Source organism: Trinickia sp. (genome assembly GCF_036503415.1).
In the GTDB taxonomy this organism is placed as follows: domain Bacteria; phylum Pseudomonadota; class Gammaproteobacteria; order Burkholderiales; family Burkholderiaceae; genus Trinickia.
This window is the reverse complement of record NZ_DASXWY010000154.1, coordinates 14,313-35,841: the sequence shown is the minus strand read 5'-3', so window position 1 is coordinate 35,841 and position 21,529 is coordinate 14,313. Positions and strand designations below refer to the sequence as shown.

The window sequence follows — 21,529 nt, the reverse complement described above, 5'->3', positions numbered from 1 at the left end:
CTTAATCCTGCGCCACCCAATCCCCCGACTTCCCCCCATGCTTTTCCGTCACCTTAACCTCGGTGATCGTCATCCCCCGATCCACCGCCTTGCACATGTCATAAACGGTCAATAACCCGACCTGCACGGCGGTCAACGCTTCCATCTCCACTCCGGTGCGCCCGAGCGTCTCGACCTGCGCTGTGCAATGCACCCCAGGCAGCACCTCGTCGAGCGCAAACTCGACGGCCACGCGTGTCAGCGCGAGCGGATGGCAAAGCGGAATCAGGTCCGCTGTCCGCTTCGCTCCCTGGATCGCCGCGATCCGCGCAACGCCGAGCACATCGCCTTTTTTCGCGCCGCCCTCGCGAATCAGTGCGAGCGTGGCCGGCAACATCCTGATCGAGCCGCGCGCCACGGCAATGCGTTTCGTCTCGTCCTTGCCCGCGACATCGACCATATGCGCCTGGCCGGACGCATCGAAATGAGTGAGTTCTGGCATGTGAGGTTCCTTCGAAGGGCACCTATCTTATCAGCCGCGCTTGGCTGCCTTCGATGCCGGGCTGGCCACGAATCCGAAGCGTTCCGGCACGAGGCCGCGCGCAATCGTACCGATCGACAGCGTTCGCGCTGCGCCCCAGGGCAAACGACCGCCGCTCTCGTCATCGAACGTCGCTAAATCGCTGAAGAGGTCGAGATCGTGATCGTGCAGCAGTGCGACCCGGGGGGGCTTGGTGTCATCGACGAAAAGCACGGCGCCTTCATCGTCGACGAACACTTCGCTGGGTTCCAGCGCCGTGCCCGTATGAGTGGTCAACGTCGGCGCCGGCATGCAGGAAGCTTCCCCGCCCCCCGGCGCGGGCGCGAGCCGCACGACCCAAGGCGTATAAGCGAGTTCGACATAAACCCGTTGCGGGCCGTTCTGGAAAAACCACTGCCCACTTTCGTCGCACTCGTAGTTGCGGTTGATGAAGCCGATCAGCGCCTCGTGCCGCACCGGGGTGCCCAGCTCGCCACGCGCCTGGGCGCCTTCATCGCGCATGCGCCACTGTCCGCGCCGGTCCAGCAGCAGCCAGCCGGTACAGGCCGGCACGTTCGGCCACTTCGACAGCGCGGCTTTGACGATCTCATCCATGCGTCGCAAACGGTTCGAAAAAGGAAAAGAGGCGGCGCGGCAGCCAGTCGATCTGGCCCGGGAAGGGCCCGGTCATGAAACCGACGTGTCCGCCCGCTTCGGGCTGCTCGAGTACGACGGCGGGCGAGACCTGCGCGCGAGTCGGCAAGACGGTGCCCGGCAGGAACGGATCGTTGCGGGCGTTCAGCACGAGCGTCGGCACGACGATTTCCCGCAGCAGGGGAAGCGTGGTCGCGCGCGTCCAGTAATCATCGGCATTTCGGAAGCCATGCAAGGGGGCCGTCACGGCGTTGTCGTAGTCGTACATCGTCCGGCTCGCCAACATGGCGTCGCGATCGAAGAGCCCCGGATACTGCTCGAGCTTGAGCAGGCCCTTTTTCTTGAGCGTCTTGAGAAAGCTCATCGTATAGACGAGCGCGAAGCCCTGCGATAACGCACGGCCTCCCGCATGCACGTCGAGCGGGGCGGAAATGGCGGCCGCGGCGGCAAGGAAAGATGCATCAGTGCCGCGCTCGCCAAGCCAGCGCAGCAGCACGTTGCCACCCAACGAGACGCCCGCGGCCAGCAGCGGCCCCGCGTGCTCGTTGCGCAAACGCCGCAAAATCCAGTCGACCTCCGCGCTATCGGCCAAATGATAGAACCGCGGCGCCAGATTGAGCGGCCCGCTGCAACTGCGGAAATGCGGCACGACGGCGTGCCACCCGAATGCACGCGCAGTCGCCATCGAAACTCGCGCATAGTGCGAATCGGAACTCCCCTCGAGGCCGTGAAAGAGCACGAGAAGCGGGGCGTCCGGCGGCGGTGCGCACGCGGTCCCCGGATAGGCGAGCCAGTCGAGATCGATGAAGTCTCCGTCGGGCGTATCCCATCGTTCGCGCCGATAATCGACGGCCGGACGCCGGGCGAACAGCGCCGGGACGATGGTCTGAGCGTGGCTCGTCGGCAACCATGGGGGCGGGCAGTAGAGCAGTTCGACGAGAGTGCTGCCGCTCGTCCCGTTCGATGACGGGATCGAAGTTGCCTTGTCGTGCGCCGTACTCATTTCCGTCCCCAAAAACCGCCGCCCTCGATGAAGGCGGTCGGAGCGCCGTCTTCCTTAGTGCAGCGCCCCCTGTCCCTGTCTCATCTTCGCCGCGAACTCGTTGGCCGTCTCGTCCGGCATCGGGCTCGCATGAATGTGCGCGATACGCCATTCGCCGCGCTCGTGCACCAGCACGTACGTCGCGTAGACCATGCGCGGCGCGTCAAGCGGCTCGCGCGCCCGATGCGCCTCGGCCACCGCATAGACGACCGTGCCGAGGCTGTCGTAGACGCGCACGTCGAGCGGTTCGATCGCCGACGCCAGCATCCCGGTTCCAGCCAGCTGCGCGAGCCCGACACGAATGCTGTCGATCCCGTGCCAGTGCGCGCCGCTCGAATCGATGAAGCTCGCGAAGTCTTCGTCGATCCATAAACTCATGACGGCATCGATATCGCTATCGGCGATCGCCTGGTAGTAGGCGTGGAGCGTGTCCGCTGCGGCTTCGAAAAGTCGGGCAAAACGTGGCATCTGATAGCTCGTCGATGTCGTTCTCGCGCGCGCGGCGCGTCGTTTGGCTGGCAGTGCGACGCGCGCTGCCCCGAAGGGCTGCGCGCTACTTCTGCACCGGTGTCAGGCTTGCTCAGCGCGGCGCTCACGCAACTATGAACGCACGAAGTTTTGTCGTGCGTCAGTGCGTCACCGCTCGCCGAGCAGCATTCCGCGCAAGTCGCCGAACACTTGTTCGGGAGACAGCTCGCGCAGGCATCGCAAGTGGCCGAGCGGGCATTCGCGCGCAAAGCAAGGACTGCACTCGAGATGCAGCCATTGTACCTTCGCTAATTCCGATAACGGCGGTGTGTGGCGCGGATCACTCGATCCGAACAGCGCCACGAGCGGGCGCTTGAGCGCCGCGGCGACATGCATCAGGCCGGAATCGTTGCAGACGACGGCGCCCGCGCGCGAGATCAGCGCGCAAGCCTCGCCAAGCGACGTCTGTCCGCACAGATTGCGCACCTGCGGAGCGCGCTCGGCGATGGCGCGCGCGATCGGCGCATCCTTCATGGACCCCAGGGCGACGATCTGGGTATAAGGGAACGATTGCCCGATCATCTGCGCGAGTGCCGCGAAATGCTCGGTCGGCCACCGCTTCGCGCCGCCATATTCGGCACCGGGGCAAAACGCCACGAGCGGCACCCGCGTATCGAGATTGAAGCGCGACGAGACGCGCGACGCCTCGTTCAGATCCGCTTCGAGCCGCGGCATCGGCAGATTCCCGGCCAGATCGGGAACGTTCGCGCCCGGCGCATACGCGAGCGCGGCATAGTGCGCCGCCATCGGGCCGCGTTCGTCGCGGCGCGGATTCGCGTGACGGACATTGAGCAGTCCGTAGCGATGCTCGCCCGTATAGCCGATCCGCAGCCCAATGCCGGCCAGCCAGGGAATCAGCGCCGATTTGAAGGAATTGGGCAGAACATAGGCCGCATCGTATCCGGCATCGCGCAAGTCGCCGGCCAACTGCCAGCGCTTGAACAACTGGAGCTTGCCGTGTCCGAGGTCGGTCGCGTGGACATCGCGGATTTCGGGCATGCGCTCGAGAACGGGCGCGACCCAGGAAGGCGCGATTGCGTCGATGACGAGGCGCGGGTGCAGTTGCATCAGCCGCGTGAAAAGCGGCTGCGCCATCAATGCGTCACCGATCCAATTCGGTGCGATAACCAACGCGCGACGCATCAGTAGGGGGTTCCAAGAGCGTGAAAAAGCGGCAATGCCGCACGAATGAGCTGAAGGCGAGCGGCGAGGCGAGTCGCCATGCCGGCGCTAGGCGCTGGCGCGGCACCCGCGCATGCGGGCTCGATGCGAGCCCGTGCAGGATCGATCAATGCCCTTTGACGACTTCCCCGTCGCGCAGCTTGTAGCGCGTGCCGCAGTACGGGCAGCGCGCTTCGCCGTGCGACACGTCGATGAAAACGCGCGGATGCGCGCTCCAGCGCGCCATCGCCGGGTTCGGGCAGTACGCGGGCAGATCCTTGGCCGAGAGCTCGACCAGCGGCATTTCCTTGATTACGCTCATATGAGGACGATTTTCGTTATGCGATGTGCGTTTGGCGCCTGCCGCGCTCGGCGAGCCGTCGCGGCAGGGCAATACATCAGATTTTCGTGAGCCACTGCGCGTATTTGGCGTTCTTGCCGGCGACGATGTCGAAGAACGCGGACTGCAGCTTCTCCGTGATGGGCCCGCGCGAGCCGGTCCCGATCGTGCGGTTGTCGAGCTCGCGGATCGGCGTGACTTCGGCCGCGGTACCCGTGAAGAACGCTTCGTCGGCGGTATAGACTTCGTCGCGCGTGATCCGTTTTTCGATGACTTCGATGCCGGCTTCGCGCGCGAGCGTGATGATCGTGTCGCGCGTGATCCCGTCCAGGCACGACGAGAGATCGGGCGTGTAGAGCTTGCCGTTGTTCACGAGGAAGAAGTTCTCGCCCGAGCCTTCCGACACATAGCCGTCGACGTCGAGCAGCAGTGCCTCGTCGTAGCCGTCCGCGGTGGCTTCCTGATTCGCGAGAATCGAGTTCACATACCAACCCGAGGCCTTGGCGCGGACCATGGAAACATTCACATGGTGGCGCGTGAACGACGAGGTCTTCACGCGGATGCCCTTGGCGATGCCTTCCTCGCCCAGGTATGCGCCCCACGGCCACGCCGCGATCGCGACGTGGATGGTGTTGCCGCGCGCCGAGACGCCGAGCTTTTCCGAGCCGACCCAGACGATGGGCCGCACATAGGCCGATTCGAGCCCGTTGGCGCGCACGACCTCGCATTGCGCGGCCGAGAGGGTCTCGCGGTCGAACGGCACATCCATCTGGAAAATTTTCGCCGAATTGAAGAGGCGCTTCGTATGCTCCTTCAGCCGGAAAATCGCGGTGCTGCCATCGGCGGTCTTGTATGCGCGCACGCCCTCGAAAACGCCCATTCCGTAGTGCAGCGTATGAGTGAGGACGTGGATCGTCGCGTCGCGCCACTCGATCAGCTTGCCGTCCATCCAGATTTTGCCGTCGCGGTCGGCCATTGACATACGAATCTCCTAGCGGCCCTGAAACGGGCTTTTTGCGATAAGGGCGCTATTTTAGCGTTTTTTTCGACGCGGCTCTAAGCCAGTTTTCCGCGGCGCCGGCCAGGAATCGCGCGGCAGCCGGCGTTGGGGCACCCGGTTTGCCTCGGGGGTTCGATATTGAGAACTGTTATGGCCGAGCCGAGGGGCAGCGTATCGGTCAATTTGGCGCCGCCCCTCTATAATCGAGCGCTTGCCCCATTTCGCGGGAGCGCCGGTGCGCCGATGCACCCCACCGCGCCTCGCACACTGATTGCCGCCCGGCGCCGGGCGGCGCATTGCCGACATGTTCGCTCGCTTCTCGCCCACTGACCGCGCCGCTTTTCGAGATGGCCTGCGCGACTATTCTCCGTTTCTGATGGCGATTTGCTCGTGGGGGCTCGTGACGGGCGTCGCGATGAGCAAGTCGGTACTCACGGTTCCCCAGGCGATCGTGATGTCGGTCCTCGTTTATGCCGGCTCGTCGCAGCTCGCCGTGCTGCCGCTCATCGCGGCGAAACTCCCCATCTGGACCGTGCTGCTCACGGCGACCATGGTGAACCTGCGGTTCCTGATCTTCAGCGCGGGTCTCGTTCCCCATTTCTCGTATCTGTCGTTCGGGCGGCGGCTCGCGCTCGGGTATTTCAATGGCGACGTCGTTTATCTGCTGTTTCAGAAAAAGGCGTTTGCGAACGGCTATGTGCCGGGCAAGGAAGCCTATTTCTGGGGCATGGCGGCCTCGAGCTGGGTGTCCTGGCAGATTTCGTCGGTCGCCGGGATCGTGCTGGCGAGCTTCGTGCCCGATGACTGGGGGCTCGGCCTCGCCGGCACGCTCGCGCTCGTGCCGCTCATCGTGTCCGCGGTCTCGAATCGCTCGATGGCGGCCGCTGTCGCGGTAGCGGCCATCGTCGCGCTTGCCACGGCCGACCTGCCGTATCGGCTCGGCTTGCCGCTCGCGGTGCTGGCCGCGCTCGGGGCGGGCAGCGTGGCGGAGTTTCTCGTCCAGCGCGCCGATGCGCGCACGGCCCGCACGACCCGCGCGACCGCGCCACGCAAGGAGCGCGTGCGATGAGCACGTTCCAGATCTGGCTCGTCGTCGCGGGCATGACGCTCGTGACGGCTGCCACGCGCGCCTTCTTTCTGCTCGGCGGCGAGCGCGGTGTGCTGCCCGAGCGCTTGCAGCGCGCGCTGCGCTACGCTCCGGCCGCCGCGCTCGTCGCCGTAGTCGTGCCCGAAGTCCTCGAAACGCCGCACGGCGTTTCGCTCGCGTTGTCGAATCAGCCGCTTTACGGCACGCTGGCGGGGCTGGCGTGGTTCCTCTGGCGTCGCAGCATGCTTGGCACCATCGTCGTCGGCATGCTCGTCTTCACGGTCCTGCGGCTCTTGGCGTAACGGTTCCGCCCGCAAACACGGCCCCAAAAATTCGGCGAATTCGATTTCGGGGCGGGGCCGGGCGGGTCGATCGGCTAAAATGCACGTTTGCCGCGTCGCGCGCGCCAGGGATATCGGCGGCGCGCGCACGTTTCGCAATGCCCGCCCGCAACCCACTTCGCAAGCGAATATCCCCATGAGCCAAGTATTGCGTCTTACCGATCTGATCGCGAACGGCAAGCTGTCCGGCAAACGCGTGTTCATCCGCGCCGATCTCAACGTGCCGCAGGACGAGCACGGCAACATCACCGAAGACACCCGCGTGCGCGCGTCGGTGCCGGCCATCCGGGCCGCGCTCGAGGCCGGCGCCGCGGTGATGGTCACCTCGCATCTCGGGCGCCCGACCGAAGGCGAGTTCAAGCCGGAAGATTCGCTCGCGCCCGTCGCGAAGCGCCTCTCCGAGCTGCTGGGCCGCGAGGTGCCGCTCGTCGCCAACTGGGTCGAGAACGGCGTCAACGTCGCGCCGGGTCAGCTCGTGCTGCTCGAAAATTGCCGCGTGAACAAGGGCGAGAAGAAGAATTCGGACGAGCTCGCGCAAAAGATGGCGAAGCTTTGCGACATTTACGTCAACGATGCGTTCGGCACCGCGCATCGCGCCGAGGCGACGACGTACGGTATCGCGAAGTACGCGCCGATCGCGTGCGCGGGCCCGCTGCTTGCGGCGGAACTCGATGCGCTCGGCAAGGCGCTGGGCAACCCGAAACGGCCGCTCGTGGCGATCGTGGCGGGCTCGAAGGTGTCGACGAAGCTGACGATTCTGAAATCGCTCGCCGAAAAGGTCGATCAGTTGATCGTCGGCGGCGGCATCGCGAACACATTCATGCTGGCGGCGGGGCTGCCGATCGGCAAGTCGCTCGCCGAACCGGATCTCGTCGAAGAAGCGAAGGCGATCATCGACGCGGCGCGTGCGCGCGGCGCATCCGTGCCGATCCCGAGCGACGTCGTCACGGCGAAGCAGTTCGCGGCGACGGCCGCGGCCACGACGAAGCCCGTCGCGCAGATCGAGGCCGACGACATGATTCTCGACATCGGTCCGCAAACGGCCCGCGCGCTCGCTTCACAGCTTGCCAACGCGGGCACGATCGTCTGGAACGGTCCGGTCGGCGTGTTCGAGTTCGATCAGTTCGGCAACGGCACGAAGACGCTCGCCGAGGCCATCGCGCATTCGTCGGCGTTTTCGATCGCGGGCGGCGGCGATACGCTGGCTGCCATCGCGAAGTACGGCATTCACGACAAGGTAAGCTACATCTCGACGGGCGGCGGCGCATTCCTCGAGTTCCTCGAGGGCAAGACGCTGCCGGCGGTCGAGGTACTCGAGTCGCGCGCCTGACAGGGCGCCTCGGGAATCGGATTTTGACAAAGCGACGCCGGTTCGAGCCGGCGCGCGACCCAGCGCCCACGCCGATACGCGTGGCGCCGACGTATAGCGCCAACTCGCAGCGATCAACCAACGACTCAACCCAGACGAGGAGTTACATGCATCGCGCCACCAAGATTGTCGCCACTATCGGCCCGGCATCGAGTTCGCCGGAAGTCCTGCTGCAGATGATGCAGGCGGGTCTCGACGTGGTGCGCCTGAACTTTTCGCACGGCACGGCGGACGACCATCGCGAGCGCGCCGAGCACGTGCGCGAAGCGGCCCGCAAGACGGGGCGGGAAGTCGCCATCATGGCCGATCTGCAGGGTCCGAAAATCCGCGTCGGCCGATTCGAAAACGGCAAGGTGCAGCTCACGGCCGGCAGCCCGTTCATCCTCGATGCGAACTGCGAACTCGGCAACGAGGAGCGCGTCGGGCTCGATTACCGCGATCTGCCGCGCGACCTGAGAGCGGGCGATGTGCTGCTGCTGAACGACGGCTTGATCGTCCTGACGGTGTCGCGTGTCGTCGGCGAAGAGATTCACACCATCGTCAAGGTGGGCGGCGAACTCTCGAACAACAAGGGTATCAATCGCCAGGGCGGCGGCCTCACCGCGCCCGCGCTGACGGCGAAAGACATGGAAGACATCCGCACGGCGATGGCCATCGGTGTCGAGTACATCGCGGTGTCGTTCCCGAAGAACGCGACGGACATGGAAATGGCCCGCCAGTTAGCGAACATCGCCGGCATGCCGTACGGCATCAAGCCGAAGATGATCGCGAAGATCGAGCGCGCGGAAGCGATTCCGGCACTGCAGGGCATTCTCGACGCGTCGGACGGCATCATGGTCGCGCGCGGCGATCTGGCGGTCGAAGTGGGCAACGCGGCGGTGCCGGCCTTGCAAAAGCGCATGATTCGCATGGCTCGGGAGTCGAACAAGCTCGTGATCACGGCCACGCAGATGATGGAATCGATGATCTACGCGCCCGTGCCGACCCGCGCGGAAGTGTCCGACGTCGCCAATGCCGTGCTGGATGGGACCGATGCCGTCATGCTGTCGGCCGAGACGGCCGCCGGCAAGTATCCGGTGCAGACGATCGAGGCGATGGCGGCGATTTGCATCGAAGCCGAAAAATCCGAGCACGTCGAGCTCGATCGCGACTTTCTCGATCGGACGTTCACGCGCATCGACCAGTCGATCGCCATGGGCGCGCTGTTCACGGCCTACCATCTCGGCGCGAAGGCGATCGTCGCGCTGACCGAATCGGGCGCGACGGCCTTGTGGCTCTCGCGCCATTGGACCCACGTCCCGATCTTCGCGTTGACGTCGCGCGTGGCGAGCGAGCGCGCGATGGCGTTGTTCCGCAACGTGACGCCGCTGGCCATCGAGCCGAACAGCGACCGCGACCAGGCGCTCAAGCAGGCCGTGGAGGTCGTGGTCTCGAAGGGCTTCGCTTCGCGCGGCGACATGGTGGTGCTGACGGTGGGCGAGCCGATGGGGCAGGCGGGCGGTACCAATACGCTCAAGATCGTGCGTGTCGGCGACCCGGCGTAGCGCTTGGCCGCATGCCGCCGAATGCGCAGAATGCGGGCAGCGGCAGCGCGGATTGCGCGCCGCTGGCCGCTTTTTTCGCGGCGCCGCCCGGGCTCGCGTGGCCGCCAGTCGTTCGTGGTGGGCGGACACAATCCGGCCCGAAACTACGGGACCCGACCCGCTTCGCGATAAAATCGCGCACATTCGCACAATAAGTGCCGCTACGAGCACCCGGTTTTCATCTCAAGGAGTACTCAGCATGCCTCTCGTATCAATGCGTCAACTGCTGGACCATGCGGCCGAGCATGGCTACGGCCTGCCCGCGTTCAACGTGAACAACCTGGAGCAGGTCCAGGCCATCATGGCGGCGGCGGACGAGGTCGGCGCGCCGGTCATCATGCAGGCCTCGGCCGGTGCACGCAAATACGCCGGTGAACCGTTTTTGCGCCATCTGATCGAAGCCGCCATCGAATCGTACCCGCACATTCCCATCGTCATGCATCAGGACCATGGACAATCGCCGGCCGTCTGCATGGCCGCGATCCGCAGCGGTTTCACGAGCGTCATGATGGACGGCTCGCTGCAGGCCGACGGCAAGACCGTCGCCTCGTACGAGTACAACGTCGAGGTGTCGCGCAAGGTCGTCGAAATGGCGCATGCCATCGGCGTCACGGTCGAGGCGGAGCTGGGCGTGCTCGGGTCGCTCGAAACGATGAAGGGCGACAAGGAAGACGGCCACGGCGCCGAAGGCACGATGACGCGCGAGCAGTTGCTGACGGATGTCGAGCAGGCTGCCGATTTCGTGAAGCAAACGCAATGCGACGCGTTGGCCATCGCCATCGGTACCTCGCACGGCGCCTACAAGTTCACGAAGAAGCCGACCGGCGATATCCTCGCGATCGATCGCATCAAGGAGATCCACGCGCGCATTCCGAATACGCACCTCGTCATGCACGGTTCGTCGTCGGTGCCGCAGGAGCTGCTCGCGGAGATTCGCGAATTCGGCGGCGACATGAAGGAAACCTACGGCGTGCCCGTCGAAGAGATTCAGGAAGGTATCAAGCACGGCGTGCGCAAGGTCAATATCGATACCGACCTGCGCCTTGCGATCACCGGTGCGATCCGACGCTATCTGTTCGAGAACCCGGGCAAGTTCGATCCGCGCGACTACCTGAAACCCGCCCGCGAGGCCGCGAAGAAGATCTGCGTGGATCGCTATCGCGCATTCGGCTGCGAGGGGCAGGCAGCGAAGATCAAGCCGCTGCCGCTCGAGAAGATCGCCGAGCGGTACAAGTCCGGCGAGCTGGCGCAAGTCGTGCGCTGAGCCGGACGGTAGTATCGACGCCTCGCCGTTCCCGCTGCATCGATGGGAACGGCGTTTGCATTTTGTTCGAGTCGCGCTTTTTCATGCTGTTCAGCGGGACGCTGTATTGATCTGTATTCCTATTGACGACTGACGGTCCACGACGATGTCTACCCTCTACGAATCCTCGCTTCGCTCGCTGCCCCTTCTGGGCCGTGGGAAAGTCCGCGACAACTATGCGGTCGGCGCCGATCGCCTGCTCATCGTCACGACCGATCGCCTGTCGGCGTTCGATGTCGTGCTGGGCGAGCCGATTCCCGACAAGGGCCGCGTGCTGAATCAGATGGCTAATTTCTGGTTCGAGCGTCTCGCGCATATCGTGCCGAATCATCTGACCGGTGTCGCACCCGAAAGCGTGGTCGCGCCCGAGGAGGTGGAGCAGGTAAAGGGGCGTGCGATCGTGGTGAAGCGTCTCGAGCCGATTCTCGTCGAGGCGGTCGTGCGCGGCTATCTGGCCGGCAGCGGCTGGAAGGATTATCAGGCGACGGGCTCGGTGTGCGGCGTCGCGCTCCCGGCAGGCCTGTCCAATGCGCAGAAGCTGCCCGAGCCGATCTTCACGCCGGCGGCCAAAGCCGAGCTCGGGCATCATGACGAAAACATCACGTTCGACGAGATGGAGCGGCGCATCGGCACCGAACTCTCGGCGACGATCCGCGACATTTCGATCAAGCTCTACCAGGAAGCATCGGAGTACGCGGCGACGCGCGGCATCATCATCGCCGATACCAAGTTCGAATTCGGGCTCGACAACCACGGCAAGCTTTACCTGATGGACGAGGCGCTCACGGCCGATTCATCGCGCTTCTGGCCCGCCGATCAGTACCAGGTGGGCAGCAATCCGCCGTCGTTCGACAAGCAGTTCGTGCGCGACTGGCTCGAGACGCAACCCTGGAACAAGACGGCGCCGGCACCGAAACTGCCGGCCGATGTGGTCGCGAAGACGAGCGAGAAATACCGTGAAGCGCTCGAGCGTCTGACAGGGCAAAAGCTCGCGTGAGCGCCGTGCCGCAGTTGAACGACATGTGATTGATTGGATGTAGCGAAGGAACCGCGCACGATGAGCGAAGCAGTCAAGACCGATCCCACCCATACGCATGCGGCGCCGCTCGTCGGCGTCGTGATGGGCTCGAGCTCCGATTGGGAGGTGATGAAACACGCCGTCTCGATTTTGCAGGAGTTCGGCGTACCGTACGAAGCGCGCGTCGTCTCGGCGCACCGCATGCCCGACGAAATGTTCGCCTACGCGGAAGCGGCCCGCGCGCGCGGCTTGCGCGCGATCATCGCCGGCGCGGGGGGCGCGGCGCATCTGCCGGGCATGCTCGCCGCGAAGACGACGGTGCCCGTGCTCGGGGTGCCCGTGGCGAGCCGGTATCTGAAGGGGGTCGATTCGCTCCATTCGATCGTGCAGATGCCCAAGGGCGTACCGGTGGCGACGTTCGCGATCGGTGAAGCCGGCGCGGCCAATGCGGCGCTGTTTGCCGTCGCCGTATTGGCCGGCACCTCGGACGACTACGCGAAGCGTTTAGCGGCATTTCGCGAGCGCCAGAACGAAGCGGCCCGCGCGATGGTGCTGCCCCCGCTTTGAGACCGATCGATATAGCCAGATGCCGACGCCCGCGCGCTGCGCGTGAGATCACACCACTGAAATGAGTCCTGACATGACCCCTGTTTCTCCGATTCTGCCCGGCGCGTGGCTCGGCATGGTCGGTGGCGGCCAGCTCGGCCGCATGTTCTGCTTCGCCGCGCAGGCGATGGGCTACCGTGTCGCCGTGCTCGACCCGGACGAATCCAGTCCGGCCGGCCGCGTGGCCGATCGGCATCTGCGCGCCGCCTACACCGACGAGGCGGCGCTGACCGAGCTTGCGCGCCTGTGCGCGGCGGTCTCGACCGAATTCGAGAACGTGCCGGCCGCCAGCCTCGATTTTCTCGGGCGCAGCACGTTCGTGAGCCCTGCCGGACGCTGCGTCGCCATCGCGCAGGACCGCATCGCCGAAAAGCGCTTCATCGAAAGCTGCGGCGTGCCGGTGGCGCCCCATGTCGTCATCGAATCGCAGGACGCGCTCGCGGCACTCTCCGACGCGGAACTCGAGGCCGTACTCCCGGGCATTCTCAAGACGGCACGCCTGGGCTACGACGGCAAAGGGCAAGTGCGCGTGACGAGCGCCGAGGCGGTGCGCGATGCGTACAGTGAGCTCTCGGGCGTGCCCTGCGTGCTCGAAAAGCTGCTGCCGCTCAAGTTCGAGGTGTCGGCGCTCGTCGCGCGTGGCTCCGGTGGGGCGACGGCTGTTTATCCGCTCGCGCAGAACGTCCACCGTCATGGCGTGCTCGCGCTGACGATGGTGCCCGCCCCCGACGCACCGGCCGCGCTCGTCGAGCGCGCTCAGCAGGCGGCCAGGCGGATCGCCGAGGCGCTCGGCTATGTCGGTGTGTTGTGCGTCGAGTTCTTCGTGCTCGAAGACGGTTCGCTCGTTGCCAACGAAATGGCACCGCGGCCGCATAACTCCGGGCACTACACGGTCGACGCCTGCGCGGCGAGCCAGTTCGAGCAGCAGGTGCGCGCGATGACGGGCATGCCGCTCGGCGATCCGCGTCAGCATTCGCCGGCGGTCATGCTCAACATACTCGGCGACGTCTGGTTTGCGGGCAGCGGCCCCACCGGTACCGCCGGCGCAACCACGCCGGTGACGCCGCCCTGGCACGACGTGGCCGCCATGCCGACGGCGCGGCTGCATCTTTACGGCAAGGAGGAAGCCCGGCCGGGCCGCAAGATGGGACACATCAATTTCACGGCGGCGACGCTCGACGAAGCGCGCACCGCGGCGCGCGATTGCGCGCGTCTCATGCATATCCCGCTCGGCTGAGGGCCGGCCGTCGTCGAATCGAACCCGCCCCAGACAAGCTGCAAGCCATACCAGGAAGTCGCCTCGCGATGTCACCCCGCCCGCCACAGTCTCCCGTGCCCGCCGTTGCGGCCGAGCGAATCGAAGAGGCCGCCACGCTGCTCGCCGCGGGGCAGCTTGTCGCCTTTCCGACGGAGACCGTGTATGGGCTCGGCGGCGATGCGCAGGACCCGGCGGCGGTGGCCCGAATCTATGCGGCGAAGGGGCGGCCGTCCAATCACCCCGTCATCGTTCATCTAGGTCCCAACGGCGATCCGCAATACTGGGTCGACGCACTGCCGGACGACGCCAAACGGCTCATCGACGCGTTCTGGCCGGGGCCGCTCACGCTGATCCTGAAGCGCGCGGCGCACATACCCGCGGCCGTGAGCGGCGGTCAGGACACAGTCGGCCTGCGGGCGCCTTCGCATCCGGTCGCGCAGGCGCTGCTCGACGCGTTCGACGCGCGCCGGGCGGGCCACGGCGGTGTCGCGGCTCCGTCGGCGAACCGGTTCGGTCACGTCAGCCCGACGACGGCGCAGCACGTGCGGGAAGAATTCGGCGATAGCCTCTACGTCCTCGACGGCGGCGCGTGCGACGTCGGCATCGAGTCGACGATCCTCGATTTGTCGCGTGGGTTTCCCGCGCTGCTGCGGCCCGGGCGCGTGACGCCTGTCGACATTGCCGATGTACTCGGCGTGGCCCCGCGTCTGCCTGACGGCACCGATGCAACGGCACCGCGCGCCTCGGGTACGCTCAAAGCCCATTACGCGCCGCGTACGCCGCTCACGCTGGCTGCTTTCGAGGCATTGGTGCCGCTGCTCGAAGGCGCGCGCAACGAGAGCGCGCATATTGCGCTCGTGGCGCGCACCTCGAGTGCCGGTGCATGGGCCGACGCGGCCGGCGTGCATTTCGTGGCCGCGCCGGAAGATCCACACGTCTATGCGCGCGAGCTTTACGGCTTGCTGCGGGCGCTGGACCGTGCGGACGTCACGCGGATTTTGGTGGAAAAGCTGCCGGAGACGGCCGAATGGATTGCCGTCAACGATCGGCTGGGCCGGGCCGCCGCCGCGTTCGAGGCGGGCGCAAGTCCTCCATGAGCGTGTCCAGAAAGCTGCGCATGTACTCAGTCCTCGCACGGGCGAGGACTTTGCCGCGATGCGTGAGCATCTCCGATTCAAGCCGGAAGAGCTTTTCGTGGAAGTGGTGAACCACCGACGTGGCCTTGCCGGGAACGAACGTTCCGCCCAGTGACGATGGGTCTGTGTCGACCCACATCGGCTCTCCCAGATAGCCGCCGAACATGAACGCGCGGGCGATGCCGACGGCCCCGAGCGCATCGAGCATGTCCGCATCGCGGACGATCCGCGCTTCGAGCGAAGGCGCCATCGATTCGATATCGTGGCCTGCGCAACGGTAGTACTCGGTGAAATTGACGGCCGCGCAGATGCGATCGATAGCGCTCGCCGGAACGAGCGTCGAGGCCGCTATCCAACGCCGCAATTCCGGTTCGGCTTCTTCTGGCGTGACATGGCGACGGTGCTGCTTCTCGAGCACGCGATGAAAGTCATGCAGTAGTGCCGCGATGGCGACGACGAAGCGATCGGCATCCGGTTCGGTATCGCAGATCTGAGCGGCGTTGCACACGACGCGATCCAGATGCGCGATATCGTGCGCCACGATGCTTTGGTCGAACGTCGTTCTCAGTTCGCCCCGGAGTGCCTCGATGACCGGTTGAATCGAAGCGGACGACGAAAATGTGTGGGTTGGACTCATTGCTCGTTCAGGCGTGGAGGGTGGAAATGAGACAGCCAGAGATCGGCGATGAACCGCTTGGATTCGTCGCTGAGGTGGCGAATGTGGCCGCGATGCGCGGTGTCGAGCTGAGAAAGCGCGAAGATCAATTCAGCCTGGACCAGCTTGATAAATGGGCCGAGGACGCCGCCATGCATGAAGTTGATGGCGTTGCCGTCGTTGCACAGATAGGTCGCCCCCTTGCGCGATGCGAGTGCGCAAACGCGCGGATGAAGCGGCGACGGCTTGCGGCGCGCAAGAATGTCATCGTAGCCGTCGATCTCGTCGTCGCCTGATGTGGCCGTGAAAATGAAGGCGCCTTCCTTCATGGCGTCGATATCGGCTGCGCGAACCGATTTGTTTCCCGTCGCCCCGAAAATCACGTCGGCCTGACTCAGAACGGCTGCCCGGCTGCGCAAGCTGTATCCGTGCGCACACGCGAGTGCCTGCCTGACCGGGTTGGAGTCGTGCACGTCCACCCTGACGCCTTTCGCGCGCAGGTTCGCTGCGATGCTGCTTCCGATTTTTCCGTAACCCAGCACGGCGGCCTGCTTGCCCGTCAACAAGATGCCGCACTCGCGCAGCAGCGCATCGGCGGAAAAAACGACGGCCTGGCCGACGAGGAAATCTTCCGGCTCCTTGAGCTTGCTGCGGGCGACGGAGAGAATCGGAAAAGGAAGCTCGCGGCGCTCGTCGTCGCTTGCCAGGAACGACTCGTATTTTTTATGGCCGTTTTCCGTATCCTCTACGATTCCGGCCAGGTTGAATTCGTTGGGCTTCGCCATGTCGTCGAGGACGTGGGAAAAATAGCCGCCCGTATCGATGATGGCGAATCTTTTATCGCAGACGCGTTTTTTCAGGTCGCTCAGAAAGGCGGCCGGTTGCGAAGCGATCGTACGCCTGCTGTAGTTCAAGACCGGCACATCGCGCTGGATCTTCGACAGCACGCTTCGATTCAACGAGCTCGGTTTGGGGATGACAGCCGAAACGGGGACTTTGTCATTGAGCGCCAGCACGAATTCATCCGCATCGGGAACGAGGTGAGTGACGATGACGATCGACTCAACGTCGGCCGGCACGTGCTGCAGCATCATCGAGAAGAACTGCCTGCTCATCGCGCTTCGGCCTCCGCCTGGGCGAGACCCATACGGCCGAGCTTGGCGAACAGCAAGCGCAGATTGGGCTCGTCGATCGCGGCAATGCTCCGATACTCGCATTCCATCTCGGGCGCCCTCGTGCGTGCGCCGATGTCTATCAGATATCGAAAATCGATGTGCAGATGGGAGGGTTCGCGTTTCGCACTGTTCGATGGAATTTCGTGCACGTCGACATCGACCGGAAAAGGATGCAAGCGATGCCAAGTATGCACGGAGCACGAAAATCCGGTTTCCTCCGTGAGCTCGCGCAATGCAGCTCGAACAGGATGTTCGCCTTCCTCGACGTGGCCGCCGGGAGGCAACCATTTGCCGAGCGCCTCGTGCCGGACGACCAGAACCGACTCTTCCCGGAGCGCGATCGCGCTCGCCGTGATATGCGCAGGCCACGTTTTCCGGCTGGTCAGGGGCAGACCTTGCGTGAGCGCGGCGACGACGGGATCGAGAATCGAAATCTCGGCGGGCATCGCCCGAATGTAGAGGATCAGCTGGCTGAGCGGATCGGATGCACAGCGCAACAGCGGCGATGCATCGGCCCTGTCGGACGCGACAGGAAAGTGAGGCAGGTCAAGCATTGTTTCTCCAACAATCGCTTGCCTCTTCGAGGTATCACGCTGGGTGGAAACAGCGCCGCAATGAGCGGGCCGTTCCTTGCGTCGGTTCGTCCGACTGTCATCGACTGCTAGGTATGAGGCGGGGAATGTAAATAGTTCTGATAAGACTGTCAACGATCGTCCGTCGTCGCGTTCGAAACGGCCTGCTTCGAACGCGACGACGGTTGCGTCAGGCGGATCGGATCACCTGCGTATCACTTGCCGATGCCGGCTGCGGCGATCTGTTTTTCGACTTGCTGAGCGAACAGCAGATGCAACCGCGTGGTCGGATGGAGGGTGTCCGCGAACATGTAGGTCTGGTCCGCGTTGGCCGTCGTATAGACCTGCGGCGAACAAAACAACGAGGAGGCCAGCGAAGCACCGAACTGAGCCGGCGTCTCGCCCGGCTGGAGCACGCTGGGGTTGGCCGTCGCGTAGTTCGTCGCGTTCGTCTGCATCGCCGTCAAGTTGCAGGCCGTACCGTTGTTCGACACCGAGAACCCGTTCGCCGACGCACTCGCCACGACGCTGTCGATGAACGAGAACGAATCGACGAAGATGACCTTGCTCATCAGCCCCGTGGCGGTCAGGGCCGTGCTGAAGGCGGTATTGAAGCCGCTGCTGAGCGCGGTGAGCAGCGCACCGCCGTCCGACGAGGCGACGCCGAGCGGCGCCTTGCCGATGTCGGGCACGTTCACCACGACGACCTTCGTTGCACCGTTTTGCAGGATCGTGCCGACTACGCCCGCGAGCGTCGTGGCGGCCGATACCACGTTGGCCTGTTGCTGCGCGATCACGGTCGGGTTGGTCGGAGCGGCAGCGATAGCCTGAGCCGCGATGATGATGTCGTTGGGGCCGCCCTGTACGAGCACGAGTTGCCCGCTATTGAAACTACCTTTCTGGCTCAGGTAGTTCTGCACCTGCGTCGCGACCGGCACCGTCGTCGTCGTCGGATAGCCGATGCCCGGCTGCAGCGAAACGCGCGCGCCGCCTTGGGCGTAGCCGAAGCCGCCCGTGGACGTGGTGGGCAAGCCGAAGCCGCCCGTTACCGCGGTCGTCAGCGTATCGCCGTAGTAGTTGGCGACATTCTGTGTCCAGACCTGCCCCGGATTCGTCGTGAAGCGGCCGCCGCCGAAGTTCGCGTTCGCGAACGGGGCGTAGGTACCGACGTCCGACAGGCTGTCGCCGAACGAGACGACCTTCAACGACACGCCGCCGGCGGGAGTGGAACTCGCTGGCGAGCTCGAGCCACCTCCGCCGCCGCACGCCACGAGCAACGCGAATGCGACACCGGCAATCGCTGTTTGCGCCATGCGCAACAGGCGCTTCGGCTGCGTTTTATGACTGAGTTCCATCGATTTCATCTCCTCGTATGTGTGGTTTGGCTTGAGTTGCGCGAGGCTGCTAGCGTGTCGAGTGCACCGCAGCGGTCCACTCGGGCGGTGCCACGAGCACGCGCAGCTTGTTTCGAACGCCGTCGGCGCGGGCGACATCGGCGAACATCGATGCCCATTCGTGAAACGTCGCCTTCAGCGGGTTATGCGTCGTGGGTCCGTCCACGATTCCATATTCGGGCGGGTCCGCCGGATCTTCCGTCACATAGCTGCCGAAAATGCGGTCCCAGATAACGAGCACGCCCGCGAAATTGCGATCGATGTAGCGTGGATTGCGCGCATGGTGACAGCGGTGGGTCGACGGCGTATTGAGTACGTATCCGAGCCAGCCGAGCCGGCCGAACGCCTGCGTGTGCACGAAGAATTGAAAGGCGAGATTGACGAGGACGATGGCCACGATCTGCGCGGGCGGAAATCCGATCAGCGCGAGCGGTAGCCAGAACACCCACATGCCCGCAACGGGATACATGAGACTCTGACGAAACGCTGTCGACAAGTTGAGCCGCTCCGACGAGTGATGCACCACATGCGCGGCCCAAAGCCAGCGTACGCGGTGGCTCATGCGATGGAAGACGTAATAGAGCAGGTCTTGTGCCACGAACAGCACCGCGAACGCGAACGCGCCGGGTTCCCAGGTCAGCAGCCTGTAGTGCGTATAGACGTAGCCGTAGATCGGCACGACGGCGAACCAGGCGAGCTTGTCGGCGCCTTGATGCATGAGCGCAAGTGCCGCGTTGCAAAGCGTATCGCGCCAGTTGTAGATTCGCGCATCGGCCCGCGTACGCGCCATATGCCACGCTTCCCAGCCGATACATGCGAGAAAGACGGGCGCCATGGCAATGAGGAGCAATTCGGCGTCGAATTGCATGACGTCTTCCTCCTGTTCTTCTGCTTGGTTTTGCCGCAGCGCTGTCAGCGCCGCTGTCCCCTTTTCGGTCGATCGGAACGGCGGGAAGAATCCTCGCGTGCCATCTCGATCGCTGCCCGACAGCCTACACGTTCGTCCCTTGCGGCGGCGCACTTTATCTTAGAAGAAGTATTCGAGCGAACGGGGGCGGGCAGCGGGTGTGTCGAAGCCGCGTGCGGCAAACGCGTCGGCCGATGTGCGGGGTGCGTCGAGGCCGCGGCGGCGCTCACTTCAATCCGCGATAAACCCATTCGAGCAGTGCGTCGTGGGCTTCGCGGGCCGCGGCGGCATGCTCGTCGTTGATCAGACTGACTACGACATAGCTTTCGCCGTTGGCCGCGGCGACATAGCCCGCGATCGCCCGCACGTCGCGCAGCGTCCCGGTCTTGATATGCGCATTGCCTAAGACCGGTTCGTTGCGTAGCCGGTTGCGCATGGTGCCGTCGACGCCCGCAATCGGCAACGAAGCCACGAATACCTGGGCGACCGGGCTCGCGTTCGCCGCTTGCAACAGCTCGGCGAGTCCCAGCGCGCTGACCTCTTCGTCCCGCGAGAGCCCCGAGCCGTTGGCGAGCGTCAATGCGGGCATCGAGAGTCCGTGCGAATGCAAAAACCGCTCGATGGCCGCCGCCGACTTTTGCGGGGTGGCGGGCGGCTCGCTGGCAACGGCGCCGATCGTGAGAAACAGATTGCGCGCCATCACGTTGTTGCTGAACTTGTTGATGTCGCGCACGATGTCCGCGAGCGGCGGGCCGTGGTGCGTCCCGACGAGCCGCGCGCCGAACGGGACGGCGCCCTCATGCGTGGTGCCCTTGAACGTCCCGCCCGCCTGGCGCCATAGCGCGAGAAAGCCGCCCGCGAAAAACGCCGTGTGGTCGAGCACCGCGAGGTTGATCGTACGCGGGCCGCAACGCGCAGGATAGTTGCCCGCGAACATCGCTTCGACGGTGCCGTCGCCTTGCGGCGTCACGTTCGGCGTAACCGCATCGGCCGCGCCCACGCACGGGCCCGGGCTTGCGCGCAGCGCATTGTCGACCTTGAGCTGAGCGAGCGGCGGCAGCACGTCGATCGCGACAGCTCCGTCGCCGGCCGGCGTCAGCGTGAACGACAGCGACTTGAATGCATAGAGCAGCGGATCCGGCCCGACGTTGTACGGGGCGTTCGCATCTTCGTCGAACGGCGGCAGATCGCGCGTGGACGGATCGAAAAAGCGCTTGTCGAGCACGAGCGCGCCATCGATGCCCGTGATGCCGTTCTTGCGGATCTTGTCGACGAGATCGACGAGCTCTTCCGGCACGAGCTTCGGATCGCCCGTGCCTTGAACGTAGAGGTCGCCGTGCAGCACGCCGCTCGCATCCACCGTGCCGTCCGCGTAGGCGCGTGTGCGCCACCGGTAGTCGGGCCCGAGCATCGCGAGGCCGGCGTAAGTGGTCACGAGTTTCATCGTGGACGCCGGCAGCATCGGTTTGGTGGCATTGAGCGCGACGACGGGAGTCGGGTTGCCGATGCGCTCGATCACCACGCTGACCGAATTCAGCGGCACATGAGCGCGGGCCAGCGCGCGCGTGACCGCGACGGGCAACTCGGTGCTCACGTTGATGTGCGGCCGGTGCTTGAGTGTGCGCGCTTCGGCATCGGCACCGGCGGCACAGGCGAGACTCATCGCCACGCCGAGCGCGGCCGCGCGTCGTGCGAACGCCCGCGTGCGGCGCGGCGGCCGGACGAGCGCGGGCGGCGCTTTCGGACGGATGGGCAATACCGAAGGCGGGGCGAGACGGCAAACCCGATTGAGCAGCGCGGCGAGCGGGACGATCGTCATGAAAGGCACGAAGGGCATGGCGAACGGGCGGACAAAGCCGACATTGTAGAGCGGCGCGCCGCCGGGCGGGCGGCACGACGAT

Annotated in this window: 22 protein-coding genes; 9 read left to right on the top strand and 13 right to left on the bottom strand. The window is 64.9% G+C overall.

What is annotated here, in order from left to right; translation table 11 throughout:
• Position 1: 1 nt before the first annotated feature.
• From moaC to VGL01_RS18910, 7 genes are all read right to left on the bottom strand, one after another.
• The gene (moaC, locus tag VGL01_RS18940) at positions 2-481 is read right to left on the bottom strand and encodes a cyclic pyranopterin monophosphate synthase MoaC (RefSeq protein ID WP_331572031.1); all 480 of its coding nucleotides are present in this window, start codon (positions 479-481) and stop codon (positions 2-4) included.
• Between the two features lie 30 nt (positions 482-511).
• Positions 512-1,114 (bottom strand): DUF2946 family protein, encoded by a 603-nt coding sequence (locus VGL01_RS18935; RefSeq protein ID WP_331572029.1) that lies wholly within the window; start codon positions 1,112-1,114, stop codon positions 512-514.
• Positions 1,107-2,156 carry a YheT family hydrolase gene (locus tag VGL01_RS18930; RefSeq protein ID WP_331572027.1) on the bottom strand — a complete coding sequence of 350 codons (1,050 nt, stop codon included), beginning with the start codon at positions 2,154-2,156 and terminating at the stop codon, positions 1,107-1,109. The genes VGL01_RS18935 and VGL01_RS18930 overlap by 8 nt, the downstream gene beginning before the upstream one ends.
• Positions 2,157-2,210: 54 nt before the next feature.
• Complete coding sequence (locus tag VGL01_RS18925) at positions 2,211-2,663, bottom strand: nuclear transport factor 2 family protein (protein WP_331572025.1); 453 nt, start codon at positions 2,661-2,663, stop codon at positions 2,211-2,213.
• 168 nt (positions 2,664-2,831) lie between these two features.
• On the bottom strand, positions 2,832-3,866 hold the full coding sequence (gene waaF, locus VGL01_RS18920) for a lipopolysaccharide heptosyltransferase II (protein WP_331572023.1): 1,035 nt from the start codon (positions 3,864-3,866) through the stop codon (positions 2,832-2,834).
• Positions 3,867-4,011: 145 nt separating this feature from the next.
• On the bottom strand, positions 4,012-4,206 hold the full coding sequence (locus VGL01_RS18915; RefSeq protein WP_331572021.1) for a zinc-finger domain-containing protein: 195 nt from the start codon (positions 4,204-4,206) through the stop codon (positions 4,012-4,014).
• 76 nt (positions 4,207-4,282) lie between these two features.
• A complete protein-coding gene (locus tag VGL01_RS18910) occupies positions 4,283-5,206 on the bottom strand; it encodes a branched-chain amino acid transaminase (protein WP_331572019.1) in 924 nt (307 codons plus the stop codon).
• A gap of 322 nt (positions 5,207-5,528) precedes the next feature.
• Here VGL01_RS18910 and VGL01_RS18905 point away from each other — a divergent pair, with 322 nt between their 5' ends.
• The 9 genes from VGL01_RS18905 (at position 5,529) to VGL01_RS18865 (ending at position 14,886) form a co-directional block, all read left to right on the top strand.
• A complete protein-coding gene (locus VGL01_RS18905) occupies positions 5,529-6,293 on the top strand; it encodes an AzlC family ABC transporter permease (RefSeq protein WP_331572018.1) in 765 nt (254 codons plus the stop codon).
• Complete coding sequence (locus VGL01_RS18900) at positions 6,290-6,613, top strand: AzlD domain-containing protein (RefSeq protein ID WP_331572017.1); 324 nt, start codon at positions 6,290-6,292, stop codon at positions 6,611-6,613. Before VGL01_RS18905 ends, VGL01_RS18900 begins: the two co-directional genes overlap by 4 nt.
• 175 nt (positions 6,614-6,788) lie before the next feature.
• On the top strand, positions 6,789-7,982 hold the full coding sequence (locus VGL01_RS18895; protein ID WP_331572015.1) for a phosphoglycerate kinase: 1,194 nt from the start codon (positions 6,789-6,791) through the stop codon (positions 7,980-7,982).
• Between the two features lie 146 nt (positions 7,983-8,128).
• The gene (pyk, locus tag VGL01_RS18890) at positions 8,129-9,565 is read left to right on the top strand and encodes a pyruvate kinase (protein WP_331572013.1); all 1,437 of its coding nucleotides are present in this window, start codon (positions 8,129-8,131) and stop codon (positions 9,563-9,565) included.
• 238 nt (positions 9,566-9,803) lie between these two features.
• Positions 9,804-10,868: a class II fructose-bisphosphate aldolase gene (fba, locus tag VGL01_RS18885; RefSeq protein WP_173257409.1), complete on the top strand. Its 1,065-nt coding sequence runs from the start codon at positions 9,804-9,806 to the stop codon at positions 10,866-10,868.
• 145 nt (positions 10,869-11,013) lie between these two features.
• Complete coding sequence (locus VGL01_RS18880) at positions 11,014-11,904, top strand: phosphoribosylaminoimidazolesuccinocarboxamide synthase (RefSeq protein WP_331572011.1); 891 nt, start codon at positions 11,014-11,016, stop codon at positions 11,902-11,904.
• Between the two features lie 60 nt (positions 11,905-11,964).
• A complete protein-coding gene (gene purE / locus VGL01_RS18875; RefSeq protein WP_331572009.1) occupies positions 11,965-12,492 on the top strand; it encodes a 5-(carboxyamino)imidazole ribonucleotide mutase in 528 nt (175 codons plus the stop codon).
• 61 nt (positions 12,493-12,553) lie between these two features.
• Positions 12,554-13,768, top strand: a complete 1,215-nt coding sequence (locus VGL01_RS18870; protein ID WP_331572007.1) for a 5-(carboxyamino)imidazole ribonucleotide synthase — start codon at positions 12,554-12,556, stop codon at positions 13,766-13,768.
• 68 nt (positions 13,769-13,836) lie between these two features.
• Positions 13,837-14,886: an L-threonylcarbamoyladenylate synthase gene (locus VGL01_RS18865; RefSeq protein WP_331572005.1), complete on the top strand. Its 1,050-nt coding sequence runs from the start codon at positions 13,837-13,839 to the stop codon at positions 14,884-14,886.
• Here the strand turns inward: VGL01_RS18865 and VGL01_RS18860 are convergent.
• The 6 genes from VGL01_RS18860 to dacB all read right to left on the bottom strand — a co-directional run bounded on the left by VGL01_RS18860 (position 14,828) and on the right by dacB (position 21,423).
• Positions 14,828-15,562, bottom strand: a complete 735-nt coding sequence (locus VGL01_RS18860) for an HD domain-containing protein (protein ID WP_331572003.1) — start codon at positions 15,560-15,562, stop codon at positions 14,828-14,830. The genes VGL01_RS18865 and VGL01_RS18860 overlap by 59 nt on opposite strands.
• Positions 15,559-16,695 carry an adenosylhomocysteinase gene (locus tag VGL01_RS18855; RefSeq protein ID WP_331572001.1) on the bottom strand — a complete coding sequence of 379 codons (1,137 nt, stop codon included), beginning with the start codon at positions 16,693-16,695 and terminating at the stop codon, positions 15,559-15,561. Before VGL01_RS18855 ends, VGL01_RS18860 begins: the two co-directional genes overlap by 4 nt.
• Positions 16,692-17,309 carry an NUDIX hydrolase gene (locus VGL01_RS18850; RefSeq protein ID WP_331571999.1) on the bottom strand — a complete coding sequence of 206 codons (618 nt, stop codon included), beginning with the start codon at positions 17,307-17,309 and terminating at the stop codon, positions 16,692-16,694. Before VGL01_RS18850 ends, VGL01_RS18855 begins: the two co-directional genes overlap by 4 nt.
• A 233-nt stretch (positions 17,310-17,542) precedes the next feature.
• Positions 17,543-18,682 carry an SGNH/GDSL hydrolase family protein gene (locus tag VGL01_RS18845; RefSeq protein WP_331571997.1) on the bottom strand — a complete coding sequence of 380 codons (1,140 nt, stop codon included), beginning with the start codon at positions 18,680-18,682 and terminating at the stop codon, positions 17,543-17,545.
• 49 nt (positions 18,683-18,731) lie between these two features.
• Positions 18,732-19,589 carry a sterol desaturase family protein gene (locus VGL01_RS18840; protein ID WP_331571995.1) on the bottom strand — a complete coding sequence of 286 codons (858 nt, stop codon included), beginning with the start codon at positions 19,587-19,589 and terminating at the stop codon, positions 18,732-18,734.
• A gap of 265 nt (positions 19,590-19,854) precedes the next feature.
• Entirely contained in the window at positions 19,855-21,423 is a 1,569-nt protein-coding gene (dacB, locus tag VGL01_RS18835) for a D-alanyl-D-alanine carboxypeptidase/D-alanyl-D-alanine endopeptidase (protein ID WP_414720296.1), read from the bottom strand.
• Positions 21,424-21,529: the final 106 nt, after the last annotated feature.